17 protein-coding genes are annotated in these 16,458 nt (G+C 51.6%); 6 read left to right on the forward strand and 11 right to left on the reverse strand.

The features are described 5' to 3' along the window. Nucleotides 1-108: 108 nt before the first annotated feature. A complete protein-coding gene (locus tag RIN69_RS09215; RefSeq protein ID WP_313856977.1) occupies nt 109-1,029 on the reverse strand; it encodes a Kdo(2)-lipid IV(A) acyltransferase in 921 nt (306 codons plus the stop codon). 187 nt (nt 1,030-1,216) lie between these two features. Then, complete coding sequence (locus RIN69_RS09220) at nt 1,217-2,311, reverse strand: NADH:flavin oxidoreductase/NADH oxidase (protein ID WP_313856979.1); 1,095 nt, start codon at nt 2,309-2,311, stop codon at nt 1,217-1,219. A 206-nt stretch (nt 2,312-2,517) separates the two neighbouring features. On the opposite strand from RIN69_RS09220, the gene trhO reads away from it, so the two are divergent. Further along, nucleotides 2,518-3,576 (forward strand): oxygen-dependent tRNA uridine(34) hydroxylase TrhO, encoded by a 1,059-nt coding sequence (trhO, locus tag RIN69_RS09225; RefSeq protein WP_313856980.1) that lies wholly within the window; start codon nt 2,518-2,520, stop codon nt 3,574-3,576. A 58-nt stretch (nt 3,577-3,634) separates the two neighbouring features. Here trhO and RIN69_RS09230 read toward each other — a convergent pair whose 3' ends face one another. Both RIN69_RS09230 and RIN69_RS09235 read right to left on the reverse strand, forming a co-directional pair. After that, nucleotides 3,635-4,207 carry a YceI family protein gene (locus RIN69_RS09230; protein WP_313857675.1) on the reverse strand — a complete coding sequence of 191 codons (573 nt, stop codon included), beginning with the start codon at nt 4,205-4,207 and terminating at the stop codon, nt 3,635-3,637. 24 nt (nt 4,208-4,231) lie between these two features. Next, on the reverse strand, nt 4,232-4,786 hold the full coding sequence (locus tag RIN69_RS09235; RefSeq protein WP_313856982.1) for a cytochrome b: 555 nt from the start codon (nt 4,784-4,786) through the stop codon (nt 4,232-4,234). A gap of 701 nt (nt 4,787-5,487) precedes the next feature. Between RIN69_RS09235 and proP the strand changes: the two genes are divergently transcribed. After that, the gene (gene proP / locus RIN69_RS09240) at nt 5,488-6,963 is read left to right on the forward strand and encodes a glycine betaine/L-proline transporter ProP (RefSeq protein ID WP_313856984.1); all 1,476 of its coding nucleotides are present in this window, start codon (nt 5,488-5,490) and stop codon (nt 6,961-6,963) included. Between the two features lie 139 nt (nt 6,964-7,102). Here the strand turns inward: proP and solA are convergent, their stop codons facing one another. The 7 genes from solA to grxB form a co-directional block, all read right to left on the reverse strand. Next, nucleotides 7,103-8,218, reverse strand: a complete 1,116-nt coding sequence (solA, locus tag RIN69_RS09245) for an N-methyl-L-tryptophan oxidase (RefSeq protein WP_313856985.1) — start codon at nt 8,216-8,218, stop codon at nt 7,103-7,105. 104 nt (nt 8,219-8,322) lie between these two features. Next, nucleotides 8,323-8,577, reverse strand: coding sequence for a biofilm formation regulator BssS (gene bssS / locus RIN69_RS09250; protein WP_313856987.1), 255 nt, complete (start codon nt 8,575-8,577; stop codon nt 8,323-8,325). A gap of 216 nt (nt 8,578-8,793) precedes the next feature. Further along, on the reverse strand, nt 8,794-9,069 hold the full coding sequence (locus RIN69_RS09255; RefSeq protein ID WP_313856989.1) for a hypothetical protein: 276 nt from the start codon (nt 9,067-9,069) through the stop codon (nt 8,794-8,796). 174 nt (nt 9,070-9,243) lie between these two features. Continuing rightward, a complete protein-coding gene (gene dinI / locus RIN69_RS09260; RefSeq protein WP_313856990.1) occupies nt 9,244-9,489 on the reverse strand; it encodes a DNA damage-inducible protein I in 246 nt (81 codons plus the stop codon). A 92-nt stretch (nt 9,490-9,581) separates the two neighbouring features. Beyond that, on the reverse strand, nt 9,582-10,628 hold the full coding sequence (gene pyrC, locus RIN69_RS09265; protein ID WP_313856991.1) for a dihydroorotase: 1,047 nt from the start codon (nt 10,626-10,628) through the stop codon (nt 9,582-9,584). Nucleotides 10,629-10,765: 137 nt separating this feature from the next. Next, nucleotides 10,766-11,329 (reverse strand): lipoprotein, encoded by a 564-nt coding sequence (locus RIN69_RS09270; protein ID WP_313856992.1) that lies wholly within the window; start codon nt 11,327-11,329, stop codon nt 10,766-10,768. Nucleotides 11,330-11,497: 168 nt separating this feature from the next. Next, entirely contained in the window at nt 11,498-12,145 is a 648-nt protein-coding gene (gene grxB / locus RIN69_RS09275; protein WP_313856993.1) for a glutaredoxin 2, read from the reverse strand. A gap of 382 nt (nt 12,146-12,527) precedes the next feature. Here grxB and rimJ point away from each other — a divergent pair, with 382 nt between their 5' ends. From rimJ to murJ, 4 genes are all read left to right on the forward strand, one after another. Continuing rightward, nucleotides 12,528-13,121: a ribosomal protein S5-alanine N-acetyltransferase gene (gene rimJ / locus RIN69_RS09280; RefSeq protein ID WP_313856994.1), complete on the forward strand. Its 594-nt coding sequence runs from the start codon at nt 12,528-12,530 to the stop codon at nt 13,119-13,121. Between the two features lie 22 nt (nt 13,122-13,143). Continuing rightward, complete coding sequence (locus RIN69_RS09285; RefSeq protein WP_313856996.1) at nt 13,144-13,797, forward strand: YceH family protein; 654 nt, start codon at nt 13,144-13,146, stop codon at nt 13,795-13,797. A gap of 1 nt (nt 13,798) precedes the next feature. Then, the gene (locus RIN69_RS09290) at nt 13,799-14,725 is read left to right on the forward strand and encodes a Gfo/Idh/MocA family protein (RefSeq protein WP_313856997.1); all 927 of its coding nucleotides are present in this window, start codon (nt 13,799-13,801) and stop codon (nt 14,723-14,725) included. 130 nt (nt 14,726-14,855) lie between these two features. After that, complete coding sequence (gene murJ, locus RIN69_RS09295; protein ID WP_313856998.1) at nt 14,856-16,394, forward strand: murein biosynthesis integral membrane protein MurJ; 1,539 nt, start codon at nt 14,856-14,858, stop codon at nt 16,392-16,394. Nucleotides 16,395-16,458: the final 64 nt, after the last annotated feature.

Raw genomic sequence — 16,458 nt, forward strand, 5'->3', positions numbered from 1 at the left:
ACGGGTTGATCAGTCAGTGGGCGGATAAATGACCCTGAATGCCATTACTACAGGAGCCGAAAGCGGCTCCTGTACATTTTCAATTAATTATAGGGCGGCGTTCTGCACTCAGTACAGTGACGGTTCCCCTTCCGGGCGCGTTTTAAAGCGGCGATGCAGCCACATATACTGTTCCGGAGCCATTAATACTCCTTCTTCAACCACGCGATTCATATGCGCAGCGGTCGCCATTTCATCATCCAGCGGCATATCGTCGACGTCCGGCAGGATAATCATCTCATAACCTTTACCATGCGGCAGGCGACGTGGCACAAAAGGGATGATCGCTGGTTTACCACTGCGAATCAGAAGATAGCTGCCTTTAGTGGTAGCCGCTTTATCAACGCCAAAGAACGGCACAAATACACTACTACGCGGGCCATAGTCGTGATCCGGTGCATACCAGATAATATCGCCGTTTTTCAACGCGCGGATCATGCCCTTCAGGTCTTTACGATCGAGCATGCTTTTATTTGAGCGCATGCGTCCCCATGTTTGCAGCCAGTCGAGCAGTTTATTGTCATTTGGACGATAAACACCAATTCCTGGGTTATAGATACCAAAAATACGTGCGCCCAGTTCCAGCGTCAGAAAGTGCATACCGATTAGCAATACACCCTTACCCTGCTGATGCGCGTGGTCGATATGTTCCAGGCCACTGACGGCAAACCAGCGTTTGATGCGCCAGTCGGGCCAGAACCAAGCCATTCCGGTTTCCAGCAAACCCATGCCGACTGATTCAAAGTTGCGAACCACCATTGCCTCTCGCTCTGCGGCTGGCATCGTCGGGAAACTCAGTTCCAGATTGCGGCGCGCCACAAACACACGTTGTTTCAGAAAGCGCATCGATAAGCGGCCCAGACCGCAGCCCAGCCGGTAGAGCACCGGGTAAGGCAGCAAGACAATAAGGTAAAGCAGACCAATCCCTATCCAGGTAAACCAGTAGCGCGGATGTAACAATTCGCGAGAAAAGTGTGGCAACTGTGTCATATTCTTCCAGTTTCGATGTTATGAGCCAGTATTATGGCGTTTAACTATTCTGTTGATTATGGCCTATTGTGCCATTTTTTTTGCTCAGGCTAAAATAACTGGCTGGTAATGTGAGGTTTGTTAAAGAAATATATACTTGTCGGTGGCCTGGAAACGGCCTGCGGAGTGCTCCGCAGGCAAAAAATGCTTACTGTTTGAACAATCCTTTTACTTCATGTGGCTCACAGCGCCAGTACTGCTCCGGCGCGTTTACTTTAGCCCCCAGTTTTGCCGCCGCATGCCATGGCCAGCGCGGATCGTAAAGCATGCCGCGCGCCAGCGCGATAGCATCAGACTTTCCTTCACTGAGAATGGCTTCTGCCTGTTCCGGCTCAGTAATCAAACCCACCGCGATAACCGGAATGCTCACCGCCTGTTTAATCCCCTGTGAGAACGGAACCTGATAGCCGGGACCGACAGCGATCTGTTGCTGTGGAGACAGGCCACCGCTGGAAACGTGAATATAATCACAGCCGATGGCTTCCAGCGCCTGGCTCAGGGCAATCGATTGTTGCAGATCCCAGCCGCCTTCAATCCAGTCTGTGGCAGAAATACGCACGCCAACCGGCTTACTGGCAGGGAAGGCCTGGCGCACTGCGCTGAAAATCTCCAGCACGATGCGCATCCGGTTTTCCAGCGAACCGCCGTATTGATCATCACGCTGATTGGACAGCGGTGACAGGAACTGATGCAGCAGATAACCGTGCGCGGCGTGAACTTCAATCAGATCCAGACCGAGGCGATCGGCGCGGACAGCACTGTCGACAAAAGCCTGTTTAACGTCTTCAATGCGCGCGAGTGACATCGCCTGCGGGGCTTCGTGACTGTCATTAAACGGCACCGCCGAAGGTGCCGAGGTCTGCCAGCCGCCATCGCTGGCTGGCAGAAAACCGCCGCCACGCCATGGCACGTCAGTGGATGCTTTACGCCCGGCGTGCCCCAGCTGAATCCCCAGCGGCATAGCAGAGTATTTACGCACATCATTGATCACCTCAGCCAGCGCCTGCTCGGTAACCTCGTCCCACAGCCCTAAATCCTGCGGCGTGATACGGCCAGCGGCTTCGATGGCGGCGGCTTCAAGGATCATTAATCCGGCTCCCGACAGCGCCAGGTGGCCCAAATGGATACGGTGCCAGGCTGTCGCTTTCCCCTGTTCAGCAGAGTACTGACACATTGGCGCAATGATAATGCGGTTATCCAGTGACAATTTGCCGATTTTCATGGGGGTAAACAGTAGACTCATGGGTGACTCCATTTTATTCACGATAGTGATAGTAAGTGCGCTAATTTGATGCTCGGTGTTTTCGTCACCAGGGTCAAGTCAGTATGTGCGGTGGTGAAAAGAGTAGCAGCAGGGTAGAAAAATGCCGTCACCGCTATCATTCAGCGATGATTCAGGTATCATGTCGCCGCTAAAATTTCTCTCTATTGCTCACAGGAACGTACACCATGCCAGTGTTACATAACCTTGTTTCCAATGAAGAGCTGAAGGCGCGCATGCTGGCTGAAACTGAGCCGCGCACCACAGTCTCTTTCTATAAATACTTCACCATCAACGATCCAAAAGCCTTTCGTGATTCGCTGTATCAGACGTTTACCCGGCTGAAAGTGTTTGGCCGCGTCTATGTTGCAGCTGAAGGCATCAACGCGCAAATTAGTGTGCCTGAGAGCCTCTATCAGCAGATGAAAGAGACGCTTTATGCTTTCGATCCGGCGCTGGATAATCTGCGTATGAACATCGCACTTGACGATGATGGTAAATCTTTCTGGGTTCTGCGGCTGAAAGTGCGCGATCGTATCGTGGCTGACGGCATTACCGATGACAGTTTTGATGCCAGTGACGTGGGCGCCTATCTGAAAGCGGCAGAAGTCAACGCGATGCTGGACGATCCTGACGCGGTGTTTGTCGATATGCGCAACCACTACGAATATGAGGTGGGTCACTTCGAACAGGCGATGGAAATCCCGGCGGATACTTTCCGCGATCAGCTGCCAATGGCGGTTGATATGCTGCAGGAAGACAAAGATAAGAAAATTGTGATGTACTGCACCGGAGGAATTCGCTGCGAAAAAGCCAGCGCCTGGATGCGTCATAACGGTTTTGAAAATGTGTATCATATCGAAGGCGGCATTATTGAGTATGCCCGTCGTGCGCGTGAGCAGGGTTTACCGGTTCGTTTTAAAGGTAAAAACTTTGTCTTTGATGAGCGGATGGGGGAGCGCATCTCTGATGATGTGATTGCTCATTGCCACCAGTGCGGCACGGTCTGCGATACCCATGTCAACTGTAAGAATGACGGTTGCCATCTGCTGTTTATTCAGTGTCCTGACTGCGCCGAGAAGTTTAAAAACTGCTGCAGCCCACTCTGTATGGAAGAGCTGGCTCTGACACCGGAGGAGCAGCGTGCGCGTCGTGCCGGTCGTGAGAATGGAAATAAGATATTTAATAAGTCGCGTGGCTTGCTGAATACTACCCTGCATATCCCTGTGCCTGACGGCAATAAGTAACGGCTAATGCAACAGGGCGGCCGCAGCCGCCCTGGTTATTCTCCGTAATCCGGCAGGATTACTGGCGAACGCCTTCCACCGAAATAATCAGCTCAACTTCTTGTGAAGCTGGGCCCAGATCCTTGGTGATATTGAAATCCTTCAGTGCGATTTTACCTTCTGCTTCAAAGCCAGCGCGGTAGCCGCCCCATGGATCTTTACCTTCACCCAGCAGTTTCGCTTCCAGCGTAACCGGTTTGGTCACGCCATTCAGCGTCAGATTACCGGTGATATCCAGATCGTCGCCGTCTTTCTTCACGCTGGTCGACACAAAAGTCGCCTGCCCGAATTTAGCGGTGTTCAGGAAGTCAGCACTGCGCAGGTGTTTGTCACGCTCAGCATGATTGGTATCGACGCTGTTGGTGTTAATGGTGACGTTAACCTTGTCGGCTGACGGATCTTTCTCATCAAAGGTAAAGCTACCGTCGAAGTCTTTAAAAGTACCGTACAGCCAGCTATAGCCAAGATGCTTGATGCGGAACTGCACAAATGCATGCTGTCCCTCTTTGTCGATTTTGTAGTCTGCCGCGACGGCAGAACCGGCGCTCATCAGCATGGCAGCAGCGGCTAATCCCAGTACGCTTTTCTTCAACATTATGTTTCTCCGTTAACAAGGTTAATCGATGCGGTGACCCAGCATCCGTTTCAAAGTGATATCACGATCAATAAAGTGATGCTTTAACGCGGCCAGTCCATGAAGAACCGAAATAATAACCACGCTCCAGGCGAGATACAGATGAATATCGCCGGACAGATCGGCTTGCTCTGCGCCACCCGCCAGCAGGGCAGGGACCGGAACAACGCCAAACACCTCAATCGGTTTGCCTTCAGCGGTTGAGATCAGATATCCGGTAATTAAAATGGCGAACAGCACCAGATACAGTAGCAGATGTGCGGCAATCGCACTGATGCGCACCAGCGGCGTATAACTGCTCAGTGGTTTCGGTGGCGGTGAAATAAAGCGCCACAGCAGTCGCAGGATCATCACGGCAAACAGCACCATACCGATGCTTTTATGCAGTTCGGGTGCCTGGTGATACCAGTTATCGTAATAACCCAACGTCACCATCCACAAACCAAGCGCAAACATGCCATAAACAGTCAGTGCGACCAGCCAGTGTAAGGTAATTGACAGGGAGCCAAATCGGGTTGGCGTATTTTTTAACTGCACGTGGTGCATCCTCAAATTTACGAATAGAAATGAGACTGAACAACTGGAAATAAAAAATCAAGACAATGTTTATTGTAGGGTTAAATTAAATAATTTCATTCAAATATTTTGAATGAAATTACCTGAATGAATTCAATTTAATCGTAAAACTGTCATCTCAAACTGTGGGTGGAGTAGTTATTTGGCGCAGCATAACGGCTGAAGAAAAGCGGTGAGAGTTTTCTGGTATTCTAAAAATTTGAATCTAATATAAATTTACGTCAGCATTTTGTTATTTTATGTAAATAAGCCTGCTCCCGAAAGGCGATATTTATCTTAGTTTTATCGGGTAAAGGCGCCAGGTGAGAAACGAAAAATACAGAATTATTTTCTTCTGCCAGGCTAAGTCAGAACCTTTTTTCAGAGTCTGTTAGAGAAAAATATTTACCTGCGCGATGTGATTTTTTCAGTGCCATTATTATGGCAATACCGACTTGAATTGTGTGAAATAACAGCGCTTACCGCTGAAAACTTGAAAAAATACGCTATTTTGTATAAATTAAAGAAATGTAAATTAATCTCAGGTTTTGTTGTGCCACACTGACAGCCTGGCTTTTACTGCTGCGTTATAGCTTTCTTCCCCTCAATTTACAGGTCTTTATGACAGGCGAAGAAAGCTATGGTGCTGTAAAAATTGATCGCGTCATTTTCGAGAGAACGGTATGAACGACTCAACAGCAACAGAAAAACAGAAGAAGCATTTTTGGAATAAACGTCCGAAAAAAGAGCTGACGGTGGATGATATCACCATCGTCGACAAAGACATGCTGAAGCGGGCGGTGGGCGCCGCAGCGCTGGGTAACGCCATGGAATGGTTCGACTTCGGCGTTTACAGCTATCTGGCCGTGACCATCGGTAAGGTATTCTTCCCGGGTGGCAGCCCGGCGGCACAGCTGCTGGCAGCCTTCGGTGCTTTTGCCGCCGCCTTCCTGGTCAGGCCACTGGGTGGCCTGGTATTTGGCCCGCTGGGCGACCGAATCGGCCGCCAGAAGGTACTGGCAATCACCATGATCATGATGTCGATTGGTACTTTCTGTATCGGCATCATTCCCAGTTACGAAAGCATTGGCATAATGGCCCCGGTACTGTTACTGGTGGCGCGTATGGTGCAAGGCTTCTCGACCGGCGGTGAGTATGGCGGTGCAGCAACCTTTATCGCCGAATACTCTACCGATAAACGCCGTGGCTTTATGGGAAGCTGGCTGGAGTTCGGTACTCTGGCAGGCTATCTGCTGGGTGCCGGACTGGTTACCGGCATGACTGCCGCCATGTCGACTGAGCATCTGCTGAGCTGGGGCTGGCGCATCCCATTCTTTATCGCAGCACCACTCGGTCTGTTCGGTCTGTATATCCGTCTGAAACTGGAAGAGACACCAGCGTTCCAGAAGCATATGGAGAAGCAGGAGCAGCTGGAGCACAGCAAACCGCGACTGGGCGTATTGCAGATGCTGAGCAAGTATCGAGCGCAGATGCTGAAATGTATCGGTCTGGTACTGCTGTTTAATGTCTCGAACTATATGCTGACCTCTTATATGCCAAGCTACCTGACCGGTATTCTTGGCCTGAGTGAGTTAAGTGGTCTGATGCTGGTGCTGGTGGTGATGTTTGTTATGATGCCGCTGACCCTGTTCTGGGGGCACTGGAACGACCGTCTCGGCCGTCGTCCGGTGATTGCGCTGGGTGCGGCGGGGCTTATTTTGCTGGCGATCCCTTGTCTGATGCTGATTGGCAGCGGCAACCTTGGTCTGGTGTTCCTTGGCCTGATGATCCTCGGCGTACTGCATACCTGCTTTAGCGGCACCATGCCTTCAGCGCTACCGGCGCTGTTTGCCACTGATATTCGTTATAGTGCGCTGGCAATCGGCTTTAACCTGTCGGTGTCATTATTTGGTGGTACTACACCGTTGATCACCACCTGGCTGGTCGATACCACTAACAATCTGATGATGCCTGCGTATTATCTGATGGGCGCTGCGGTTATTGGTCTGATTACCGTCTGGTTTACCCGTGAAACAGCCAATAAGCCGTTAAGTGGTTCAGCACCGGCGGTCGGCACGAAAGCCGAAGCGCACAAGCTGATTAATAAGCTGAAACTGCGTCGTCAGAAAGAGAGGGATGCCGCAAAAGCCGCGAAGTAATCATTCGATGGATGATATAACCAGGCAGCAAAGAGCTGCCTGGTTCGCAAATAAATGATTAACACCTGAATCTCTTCAGCGGCACAGTTTCTTGTGCCGCTGCGTTATTTTTCAGGAATAACGGTCAGCGAGTCATTTTTTATTGAAAGCGCGATAAAGCAAACGGCGCTAAATCAAATTCTGATTCTTTTCCGGCGGCAAACTGCGCGGCGATTTCGCCGAGCACGCTGGCGAATTTAAATCCATGTCCACTTAAACCGGTAATCACTAATCGATCAGGATGGCCGGGCAGAGTATCGATAATAAAGTCTTCGTCCGGGGAATTATCATAAGTACAGGCGGCACCGTGCAGGCAGACACCTACGCCAGGCAGGAACTGACGCATAAAGTTAAACACTTCACTGCCATCTTCGGCAAAGGCACCAAAGGCTTTACGCTGTTCCGGACGATCAATCGGCTGACCACCTTCATGTTTGCCAACCTTTAACGCGTTATTATCAGCCGGAAAACCGTAATAATGGATGCCATCGACCATTTCGACGGCAAATGCCGGAAACTTGTTGTTTTCACTATAACGTCCGTCGGCCTGATGCCAGGAAAACACTTTACGTACCGGCGTCATCGGCAGGTCAGCATACAGCGCTTTGACCCAGGTTCCGGCACTGAGCAGCAGCTTGCGGCCGCGATAACTGCCATCGAGGGTATTCACCACCTCAAAATCGCCATCTTTCTCAATACTTTGTACCGGGCAGTTAAACAGCTGCGCGCAGCCGGCTTCTTTAGCCAGACGAATCCAGCTTTTGATGGCAACTTCTGACTTCAGGTAGCCAGACTGTGGCTCAAACACGCCAATATAGTCATCCGGAACCGCGAACTGCGGCCAACGCTGACGAACCTCATCAGCCTGTAAAATCTGTACATCAAGGCCATATTGCTGCGCGCTGTCGATGACATTATTGATAAATTCAGAGTTAACCGGTGCCAGATTAATCAGGCCGCTGCGCTGCATAATGCGCTCGCCGCTCAGCTGTTCCAGCTGATCCCACAACGTTTGTGCGCGCAGCACCAGCGGTACATAGCGTGCGCCTTCACCGTATGCATGGCGAATCAAACGAGTTTCGCCATGATGGCTGCCTTGCTGATGCGGCGGATGCGCGCCGTCTATCATTAATACTTTCAGCCCCGCTTGCGTGGCATAAAAGCCGGCAGCCGCGCCAACGGAGCCACTCCCAACCACGATTAAATCGTAAACCATCTGTGTTACTCCTGACTCATGCAATCGTTTTCCGCAGAATAGCAAAAACTTACCGGCAATAAAAAGGCACCCATATTGGGTGCCCCGAAGCAACAAGTGAAAAGTTAATGCTTTTTGTAATCACGATCCTGGTATTCAGTTGCTTCTATCTTCGCAATGCCAGCTTCTAAAATCGATATAAACTGCCTGGCAACATCAGTGGTTAACCAGTAGGTCTGTCCCACTTCAGCCTCATCGGCTGGTTGCTCGCCAGATGAGAGCGAATGCAGACGAATCATCATGGCGTCATAGCTGTCTACCGTACTGATATCCCATCCGACCAGGGGATGTGTTTGGATTACGTCTTTGTTACTGTCCATTATAACCCCCTTTATTACTCGTCAAAACGAAGTGATTTATCGAGGTTCCAATGCGGCCTTTTTTACATAGAGCGAATTGATTATAACAGCATATTTAACACAGATAGCATGAAAAGTGTGCAGATAGTGAAATGCATTGCTGGTTGATGAATATTTAAGCGTAAAAGATAAGCAATATGGAAAATAAAAAACTCCCGCAGCAGCGGGAGTTAATCATCAGACGGTAGCATCCGGCTGGACTTTGAGGATGCCATTGCGTTTTTCCAGTTCATCGGCGAGACGCGTAAAATGCTGTTGCATAGTCTCATCGCGATTCTGGTTTTGCGCTTCCAGACGCAGACTGTGAATCATTAGCTGATTCGACTTCTCGTCCAGACAAAAGGAAAGATATGAAAAGGCATTTTCCAGCACCGACAAGCGACGCTGTTGATCGCTGATCAAAGCCAGCAATTCACCGAATGTCATTGCCTCTTCGGGTTTATCTGCAGTCATGGGTAACACCTCCTGTAAAACATGACAAGCGCAAGGTAGGTCATCGTTTAGCAATAGTTTATACAGGTGGTGGGTGTTTAAGCAAGGTGAAGCGAGGAGAGCGGTAAAAACAAAAAAACCGGATGGCGACACCCGGCAAACAACAGCATTTCATGGTTACAGCTGGCGGTGTGGTTAATCAGTGATAAACCAGTCATCCGCGCTTTCCCAGGTCTCTTGCAGAATGTCACTGATGAGATCTTTTTGTTCTTTTCCGGCACCCAGCACGCTCAAATTATTGGCGCTGGCATAGCGTACCGATACGCGGTTGTCCGATTCAGGAAACTGCTTATCGATACGTTTGGTAAGTTCCTGCGTAAGTGCTTCAAGCGCACCCGCGGGCAGGGTGGTGGTTTTTGCTACAGTGACTTCTACACGCATGAGAGCCTCCGATAAGTATACTGTACATTTATACAGTCAATTAATCGCGGAAGCAACATAAAAATGGGAAGCGGCGGCTTCCCAGTTTTTTATCAGAGTTCTACCGACCAGTTAAGCGTCTCGCCAGCGAGGAATGGCACCAGCGTATCGTCGCCCAGCGGAATGCTGTCGGTGACGGTAAACGGCTTGCGCACCAGCTTGATGGTGCCTTCATTAAGCGGCAGGCCATAGAAGCGCGGGCCGTTTTCCGAGCAAAACGCCTCCAGATGTTGCAGGGCGTTCATCTCTTCAAATACCGTTGCGTATGCCGGTAGCGCAGTCGGCGCATTAAACACCCCGGCACAGCCACAGCTGGCTTCTTTGCGCTGGCGACTATGCGGGGCAGTATCGGTGCCGAGGAAGAAGCGGTCATTGCCGCTGGCGATAACCTGGCGCAGTGCTTCCTGATGTACATTACGTTTCAGAATCGGCAAGCAGTAAAGATGCGGGCGCACGCCGCCGACCAGCATATGGTTGCGGTTAAACATCAGGTGTTGTGGAGTGATGGTGGCAGCAATAAAGCGATTGCCTTCCTGCACATAGGCGGCGGCTTCTTTCGTGGTGATATGCTCAAATACCACTTTCAGCTGTGGGAACTGCCGGCGCAGCGGCTCCATCACCGTGTCGATAAAGCGCGCTTCGCGATCAAAAATATCAATATGGGCATCGGTCACTTCGCCATGAATCAGTAACGGCATACCGATTTTCTGCATCCGGTCCAGTACCGTCGCGATGGCGGCAATATTGGTAACGCCGTGGCTCGAATTGGTCGTGGCATGCGCCGGATAAAGTTTCGCGGCGGTAAATACGCCTTCGCTAAAACCCTTTTCCACTTCATCAGCATCAAGGGAATCCGTCAGATAACAGGTCATCAGCGGCGTGAAATCATGCCCGGCGGGTACGGCCGCGCGAATACGATCGCGATAGGCTATCGCGCTGGCGACGCTGGTAACCGGCGGAACCAGATTCGGCATCACGATTGCCCGACCGCACACCTCGCTGGTAAACGGCACCACGGTCTGCAGCATTTCATCATCACGCAGATGGATATGCCAGTCGTCAGGGCGGCGAATGAGTAATTGCTGGGGTTGTGCAGTCATCAGTTATGCTCCGGCTAAGAAGGGAATTCGTATGGCGGTTTTGAGCCGGGGTCTAAGCATAGGGATAAAGGCAACCGATTGCACTTGCTTTGTGCTGCCAGATAAAAAAAAGCCCCCGTTTTCACGAGGGCGGCGAGTTACTGAGTAAAGGGTATCACCAGTTCTCCGGGTTTAACCTCAATACCCTGAGCAAATCGCTTCGCCAGCGACTCCGCTTTACTGCGGTCGCTGCTGAGGACATAAGCTGGTTTTTGGTTAAAGTAGCTCTTCAGCGACTGATCGAGATACGGCGTCAGGGTTTTCATCACCGACTGCATTTTCTCCGGTTGCACCTGAGCATCAACGATCTGCATATCCTTCAGATAGATAGCGCCTTCTTCTTTGTTAAATACCGGCTGCGCTTTCATCGTCAGTTTCATATCGGCCTTTTGTGGGCCAAACAGCGAAGTGATATCCACTTTTGCATTGCCGGTGAGGGTAATTTTATTCGGTTCTTCACGGCCAATCTGGCTGCTGAGATCGCTCAGCACAATATGCGCATCAACCAGCCCGGCAACACCCAATTGTTTCTCATAATTGTTGTGCTTTTGCAGTGCCTGATTAATCTCTTGCTCGCTGATGGTGTATTGAGTTAGCTGGTTACAGCCGGCAAGCAAACCGGCAAAAATCAGGGCAATTAGCCCAGGAAAAATTTTATTCATCACTGTCCTCGATATTTTCGTCGCGCAAACTGCGGTAATACTGGCGCATAGCTTGCCCTGGCGGGCAGCAAGAGTCACCAGGATATCACTTAAATCGGATAAGAAATTAGCAGAGAGAGCAGTGCAGAGAACTGAGCCTTTGGCGGCTCAGTTCTCTGACCGAGGGGATTAAATCGCTACTGAAGACAGCAGATTTATCTGTGTCTGTTTCGCCATATTGTCACGGTATTCTGCCACCCGCGTCGGATATTCCACGCCGGCCACCAGCGACAGTGAACGCAGTAATGGGAACAGGTGAATATCATCTTCCGACAGCTCGCCGTTGACCGCATTGGGTTTAACGATAAGTTTATCCAGCTGACGCAGATCGTCGCTGATCTTTTTGATCAAGCCGGGTGAGTGCTGCTTCAGTTCTTCAAAGTTGCCGATGCTGGCCTGTTTTTTGTTTTTAAAATATGCCCGTGCTTCAGGCGTAGCAAACTCAGCAAAAGGCGCTTCGGCAATACGTGGCAACAGCAGTTTATTCACGTATTCATTAACCTGACGCAGCCAGCTGGAGATGGCCGGATTAGTTTGTCCGGTGATCAACGGTTCACGATCTTTATTATCGATAAAGTGCACGATATCCATGCTTTCCGGCATGCAGCTGCCATCCTCTTTTTGCAGGATGGGGGCCATTTTTTGCCCAATCAGACGTTTGGGCGTCTCTTCATCGTCATTGAGCATTACCACCAGTTCAATCGGCAGATTTTTAAGGCCAAAAATCATGCGTGCTTTAACGCAGAATGGACAGTGCTCATAGATATACAGTTTCATCAGACCCTCTCCTAAGAACATTGACCGCAGCGTCTGCCGTTATCAATGTTTTGAATGTATTGAAGAAGTATGGGTCAGATTGCCGGAGAGGGCAAACCGGAGGCTGGCCGCCACTCAGTCAGGTATCCCGGCCTTGCCACAGCGTTAAACAGCACTTGCCAATCGATGTTTTTCATCTTAATTGTGCAATTAGTGTCATGATTTCAGTGATTTCCACTGAAAAGTCATCACAATTGTCGTCAACAATTTACCATGAACAGAGATGGCGGTTATAGTGAAAGCAGGCTGGCAAAAATGGCGGATAGCTTGCGCTCTGTCTGAGGGTTTAGCCGTAGTGTGATTTTCAATCAATTTTTTATCGGCCATGGGTTTGGGAGATAAGATGTTTGGCTATCGTTCTGCTGCGCCGAAAGTGCGCCTGACAACTGACCGCTTAGTGGTACGTCTGGTCCACGAGCGGGATGCCTGGCGGCTGGCGGATTATTACGCGGAAAACCGCGCCTTTTTAAAACCCTGGGAGCCGGTTCGCGATGACAGCCACTGCTATCCTTCCGGCTGGCAAGCGCGACTGGGGCTGATTGCCGAAATGCATAAGCAGGGCAGCGCCTTCTATTTCATTATTTTAGATCCTGACGAGAATGAAGTGCGGGGTGTTGCCAATTTCAGTAATGTACTGCGCGGCTCATTTTACGCCTGCTATCTCGGTTATTCGCTGGGTGAGAAGTGGCAGGGGCAGGGAATGATGTTTGAGGCACTGCAGGCGGCGATACGCTATATGCAGCGCCAGCAGCGCATGCATCGTATTATGGCCAATTATATGCCGCACAATGCACGCAGCGGCGATTTACTGGCACGGCTTGGCTTCCAGAAAGAGGGCTATGCCAAAGATTACCTGCTGATTGACGGTCGCTGGCAGGATCATGTGCTGACGTCGTTAACCGCGCCTGACTGGACAGTCGAGCGTCGCGGCCAATAACAAACAGAGGTTGAACCCTGATATGAAAATCGTGCTGACGCCCGTCGAGGCTCGCGTGGTCGGTTGTCTGCTGGAAAAGCAGGTCACCACACCGGAACAATATCCGATGTCGCTGAACGGCGTGGTAAGCGCCTGTAATCAAAAGTCCAATCGCGAACCGGTGATGTCGCTAAGCGAAAATGCGGTGCAGGACACGCTGGATCTGCTGGTGAAAAAACATCAGCTCAGTACGCTAAGCGGCTTTGGCAATCGGGTAGTGAAATATGAACAGCGCTTCTGCAACTCTGCCTTCGGCGATCTAAAACTGAGCAGTGCGGAAGTGGCGGTGGTTGCGACTTTATTGCTGCGCGGTGCCCAGACGCCGGGCGAATTACGTACCCGCAGTGGGCGTCTGCATGAGTTCGCCGATATGGCAGAAGTCGAGCAGACACTGGAGAAGTTACTCAGCCGGGAAGATGGCCCGTTTGTGGTGCGGCTGGCACGCGAGCCTGGCAAGCGTGAAAGTCGTTATATGCACCTGTTCAGCGGCGAAGTGAGCGAAACTGAACTGGCAGAAGCCGGTTTGCCAGAGAGTGCTTACAGCGATGAGCTGGCCGCGCGCGTTGGGGTGCTGGAAAGCGAGGTGGCCACGCTGAAACTGCAGCTTGCCTCACTGTTGGCAGAAAAAGGAGCCTGATATGACATCGCAACTGCGGGTTGGCATCGTCGGGCTGGGCGGCATTGCTCAGAAGGCATGGTTGCCGGTGGTGACCAAAACCGACGGCTGGGCGTTAGCCGGGGCTTTCTCGCCGAATCAGCAAAAAGCCACGGCGATCTGTGACAGTTATCGCATGCCCTGTTATTCCAGCCTTGAACAACTGGCGGCGCAGTCAGATGCGGTGTTTGTTCACAGCAGTACGCCAACGCATTTTCATATTGTTGGTGAGTTACTGCGTGCCGGAGTGGATGTCTGCGTTGATAAACCGCTGGCGGAGACGTTAAGCGAGGCTGAACAGCTGGTGGAACTGGCGCAAAAGCGCGGCCGTAAGCTAATGGTGGCGTTTAATCGTCGTTTTGCGCCGCGTTATCTGCAACTGAAAGCACAGCTATCCGGCTGCGCATCGATTCGCATCGATAAACATCGCAGCAACAGTGTCGGGCCGCATGATTTACGTTTCACCCTGCTGGACGACTATCTGCACGTGGTGGATACCGCGTTGTGGCTTGGCGGCGGCGTGGGGAGTCTGCGCGACGGCATTTTACAAACCAATGATGCTGGCGAGATGCTGTATGCCGAGCACCATTTTGCAGTGGGTGACTGCCAGCTGACCACCAGCATGCATCGCCGTGCCGGTAGCCAGCGCGAATCGGTCATGGCGGTATGCGACGGCAGCGTTTACCAGATCAACGATATGCGTGACTGGCAGCAGGAAACTGACGGCAAGCTGCTGATCGATCCGATTCCGGGCTGGCAAACGACGCTGGCGCAGCGCGGATTCGAAGGCGCGGCGCGACATTTTATCGACTGCGCGAAAAATCAGACTATGCCGCAAACTTCCGGCGAACAGGCTTTAATGGCGCAGCGGGTGGTGGAAAAACTGTGGCGTGAAGCAGACAAAGAATAATCCGTTGTAACAAACGTTTGTGGTTATTTCCCTGCGTACCAGTAGACTAGCCGCTGTTTATCGGGCGAGGGCCTCTCGCTCAGGCGGTTACTTACCGGACTTTCTTTATTTTCAGGAATTGCAGTAAACCATGAACCTGTTGAAATCGCTGGCTGCGGTCAGCTCGATGACTATGTTTTCGCGCGTATTAGGTTTTGCCCGCGATGCGATTGTGGCGCGGGTATTTGGTGCCGGAATGGCCACCGATGCCTTTTTTGTCGCGTTTAAACTGCCCAATCTGTTACGGCGTATTTTTGCCGAAGGGGCATTCTCGCAGGCGTTTGTGCCGATCCTCGCTGAATACAAAAGCAAGCAGGGTGAAGAGGCTACCCGGGTGTTTGTCGCGTATGTCGCGGGATTACTGACGCTGGTACTGGCGGTGGTGACCTTTATCGGCATGATTGCTGCGCCCTGGGTGATTCTGGTCACGGCCCCCGGTTTTGCCGATACCGCCGATAAATTTAACTTAACGTCCTCGTTACTGCGGATTACGTTTCCCTATATCTTACTCATTTCGCTGGCGTCACTTGCCGGGGCGATTCTCAATACCTGGAACCGTTTTTCAGTGCCGGCGTTTGCGCCGACGTTACTTAACGTCAGTATGATTGGGTTTGCCGTATTTGCTGCGCCTCACTTTAATCCGCCGGTGCTGGCACTGGCGTGGGCGGTGGTGGTGGGCGGCGTGTTGCAGCTGGGATATCAGCTGCCGCATCTGAAGAAAATTGGCATGCTGGTGATGCCGCGCCTTAATCTGAAAGACGCTGGCGTCTGGCGGGTGATGCGTCAAATGGGACCGGCAATTCTTGGCGTTTCCGTCAGCCAGATCTCGCTGATTATCAACACCATTTTTGCTTCCTTCCTGGTATCAGGTTCGGTGTCGTGGATGTATTACGCCGACCGCCTGATGGAGTTTCCTTCTGGGGTGCTGGGCGTGGCGTTAGGCACTATTCTGTTGCCATCGCTGGCGAAAAGCTTCTCCAGTGGTAATCACGATGAGTATTCACGCCTGATGGACTGGGGCTTGCGCCTCTGCTTTCTGCTGGCGCTGCCAAGCGCAGTGGCCCTCGGCATTCTGGCGAAACCGCTAACGGTTGCGCTGTTCCAGTACGGTAAATTCACCGCCTTTGATGCTTTGATGACCCAGCAGGCACTGATTGCTTATTCCGTCGGCCTGATGGGATTAATTGTCGTTAAGGTGCTGGCACCGGGTTTCTACTCGCGGCAGGATATCAAGACGCCGGTTAAGATTGCCATTGTTACGCTGGTGATCACCCAGCTGATGAACCTGGCGTTTATCGGCCCGCTTAAACATGCGGGCCTGGCGCTGTCGATTGGCCTGGCGGCCTGTCTGAATGCGTCTCTGCTCTACTGGCAGTTGCGCAAGCAAAAGATCTTCCACCCGCAGCCGGGCTGGTTTAGCTTTTTACTGCGGTTGTTAATTGCCGTGCTGGTGATGGCGGCGGCGCTGGTCGGGATGAACCTGCTGATGCCGGCATGGGATATTGGCAATATGGCCTGGCGGCTGGCGCGGCTGGCGGCAGTGTGTGCCGTCGGTGGTGGTGTTTACTTCCTGATGCTCGGACTGATGGGCTTTCGCCCGCGTGATTTTGCCCGCCGGACGGTGGCCTGATCACGCCAGAGGCAAATTGCCGGCAGGCGCGGTGAGGTCGCCGCGCCTGCATAGCGGAATTTTT

Source organism: Winslowiella toletana (assembly GCF_032164335.1).
GTDB lineage: Bacteria > Pseudomonadota > Gammaproteobacteria > Enterobacterales > Enterobacteriaceae > Erwinia > Erwinia toletana_A.

Coding starts and splice junctions, on each gene's coding strand:
- RIN69_RS09290 (WP_313856997.1), top strand. CDS start 13,799: ATGACATCGCAACTGCGGGTTGGCATCGTCGGGCTGGGCGGCATTGCT.
- proP (WP_313856984.1), top strand. CDS start 5,488: ATGAACGACTCAACAGCAACAGAAAAACAGAAGAAGCATTTTTGGAAT.
- RIN69_RS09270 (WP_313856992.1), bottom strand. CDS start 11,329: ATGAATAAAATTTTTCCTGGGCTAATTGCCCTGATTTTTGCCGGTTTG.
- trhO (WP_313856980.1), top strand. CDS start 2,518: ATGCCAGTGTTACATAACCTTGTTTCCAATGAAGAGCTGAAGGCGCGC.
- RIN69_RS09215 (WP_313856977.1), bottom strand. CDS start 1,029: ATGACACAGTTGCCACACTTTTCTCGCGAATTGTTACATCCGCGCTAC.
- grxB (WP_313856993.1), bottom strand. CDS start 12,145: ATGAAACTGTATATCTATGAGCACTGTCCATTCTGCGTTAAAGCACGC.
- RIN69_RS09220 (WP_313856979.1), bottom strand. CDS start 2,311: ATGAGTCTACTGTTTACCCCCATGAAAATCGGCAAATTGTCACTGGAT.
- pyrC (WP_313856991.1), bottom strand. CDS start 10,628: ATGACTGCACAACCCCAGCAATTACTCATTCGCCGCCCTGACGACTGG.
- dinI (WP_313856990.1), bottom strand. CDS start 9,489: ATGCGTGTAGAAGTCACTGTAGCAAAAACCACCACCCTGCCCGCGGGT.
- rimJ (WP_313856994.1), top strand. CDS start 12,528: ATGTTTGGCTATCGTTCTGCTGCGCCGAAAGTGCGCCTGACAACTGAC.
- solA (WP_313856985.1), bottom strand. CDS start 8,218: ATGGTTTACGATTTAATCGTGGTTGGGAGTGGCTCCGTTGGCGCGGCT.
- bssS (WP_313856987.1), bottom strand. CDS start 8,577: ATGGACAGTAACAAAGACGTAATCCAAACACATCCCCTGGTCGGATGG.
- murJ (WP_313856998.1), top strand. CDS start 14,856: ATGAACCTGTTGAAATCGCTGGCTGCGGTCAGCTCGATGACTATGTTT.
- RIN69_RS09285 (WP_313856996.1), top strand. CDS start 13,144: ATGAAAATCGTGCTGACGCCCGTCGAGGCTCGCGTGGTCGGTTGTCTG.
- RIN69_RS09255 (WP_313856989.1), bottom strand. CDS start 9,069: ATGACTGCAGATAAACCCGAAGAGGCAATGACATTCGGTGAATTGCTG.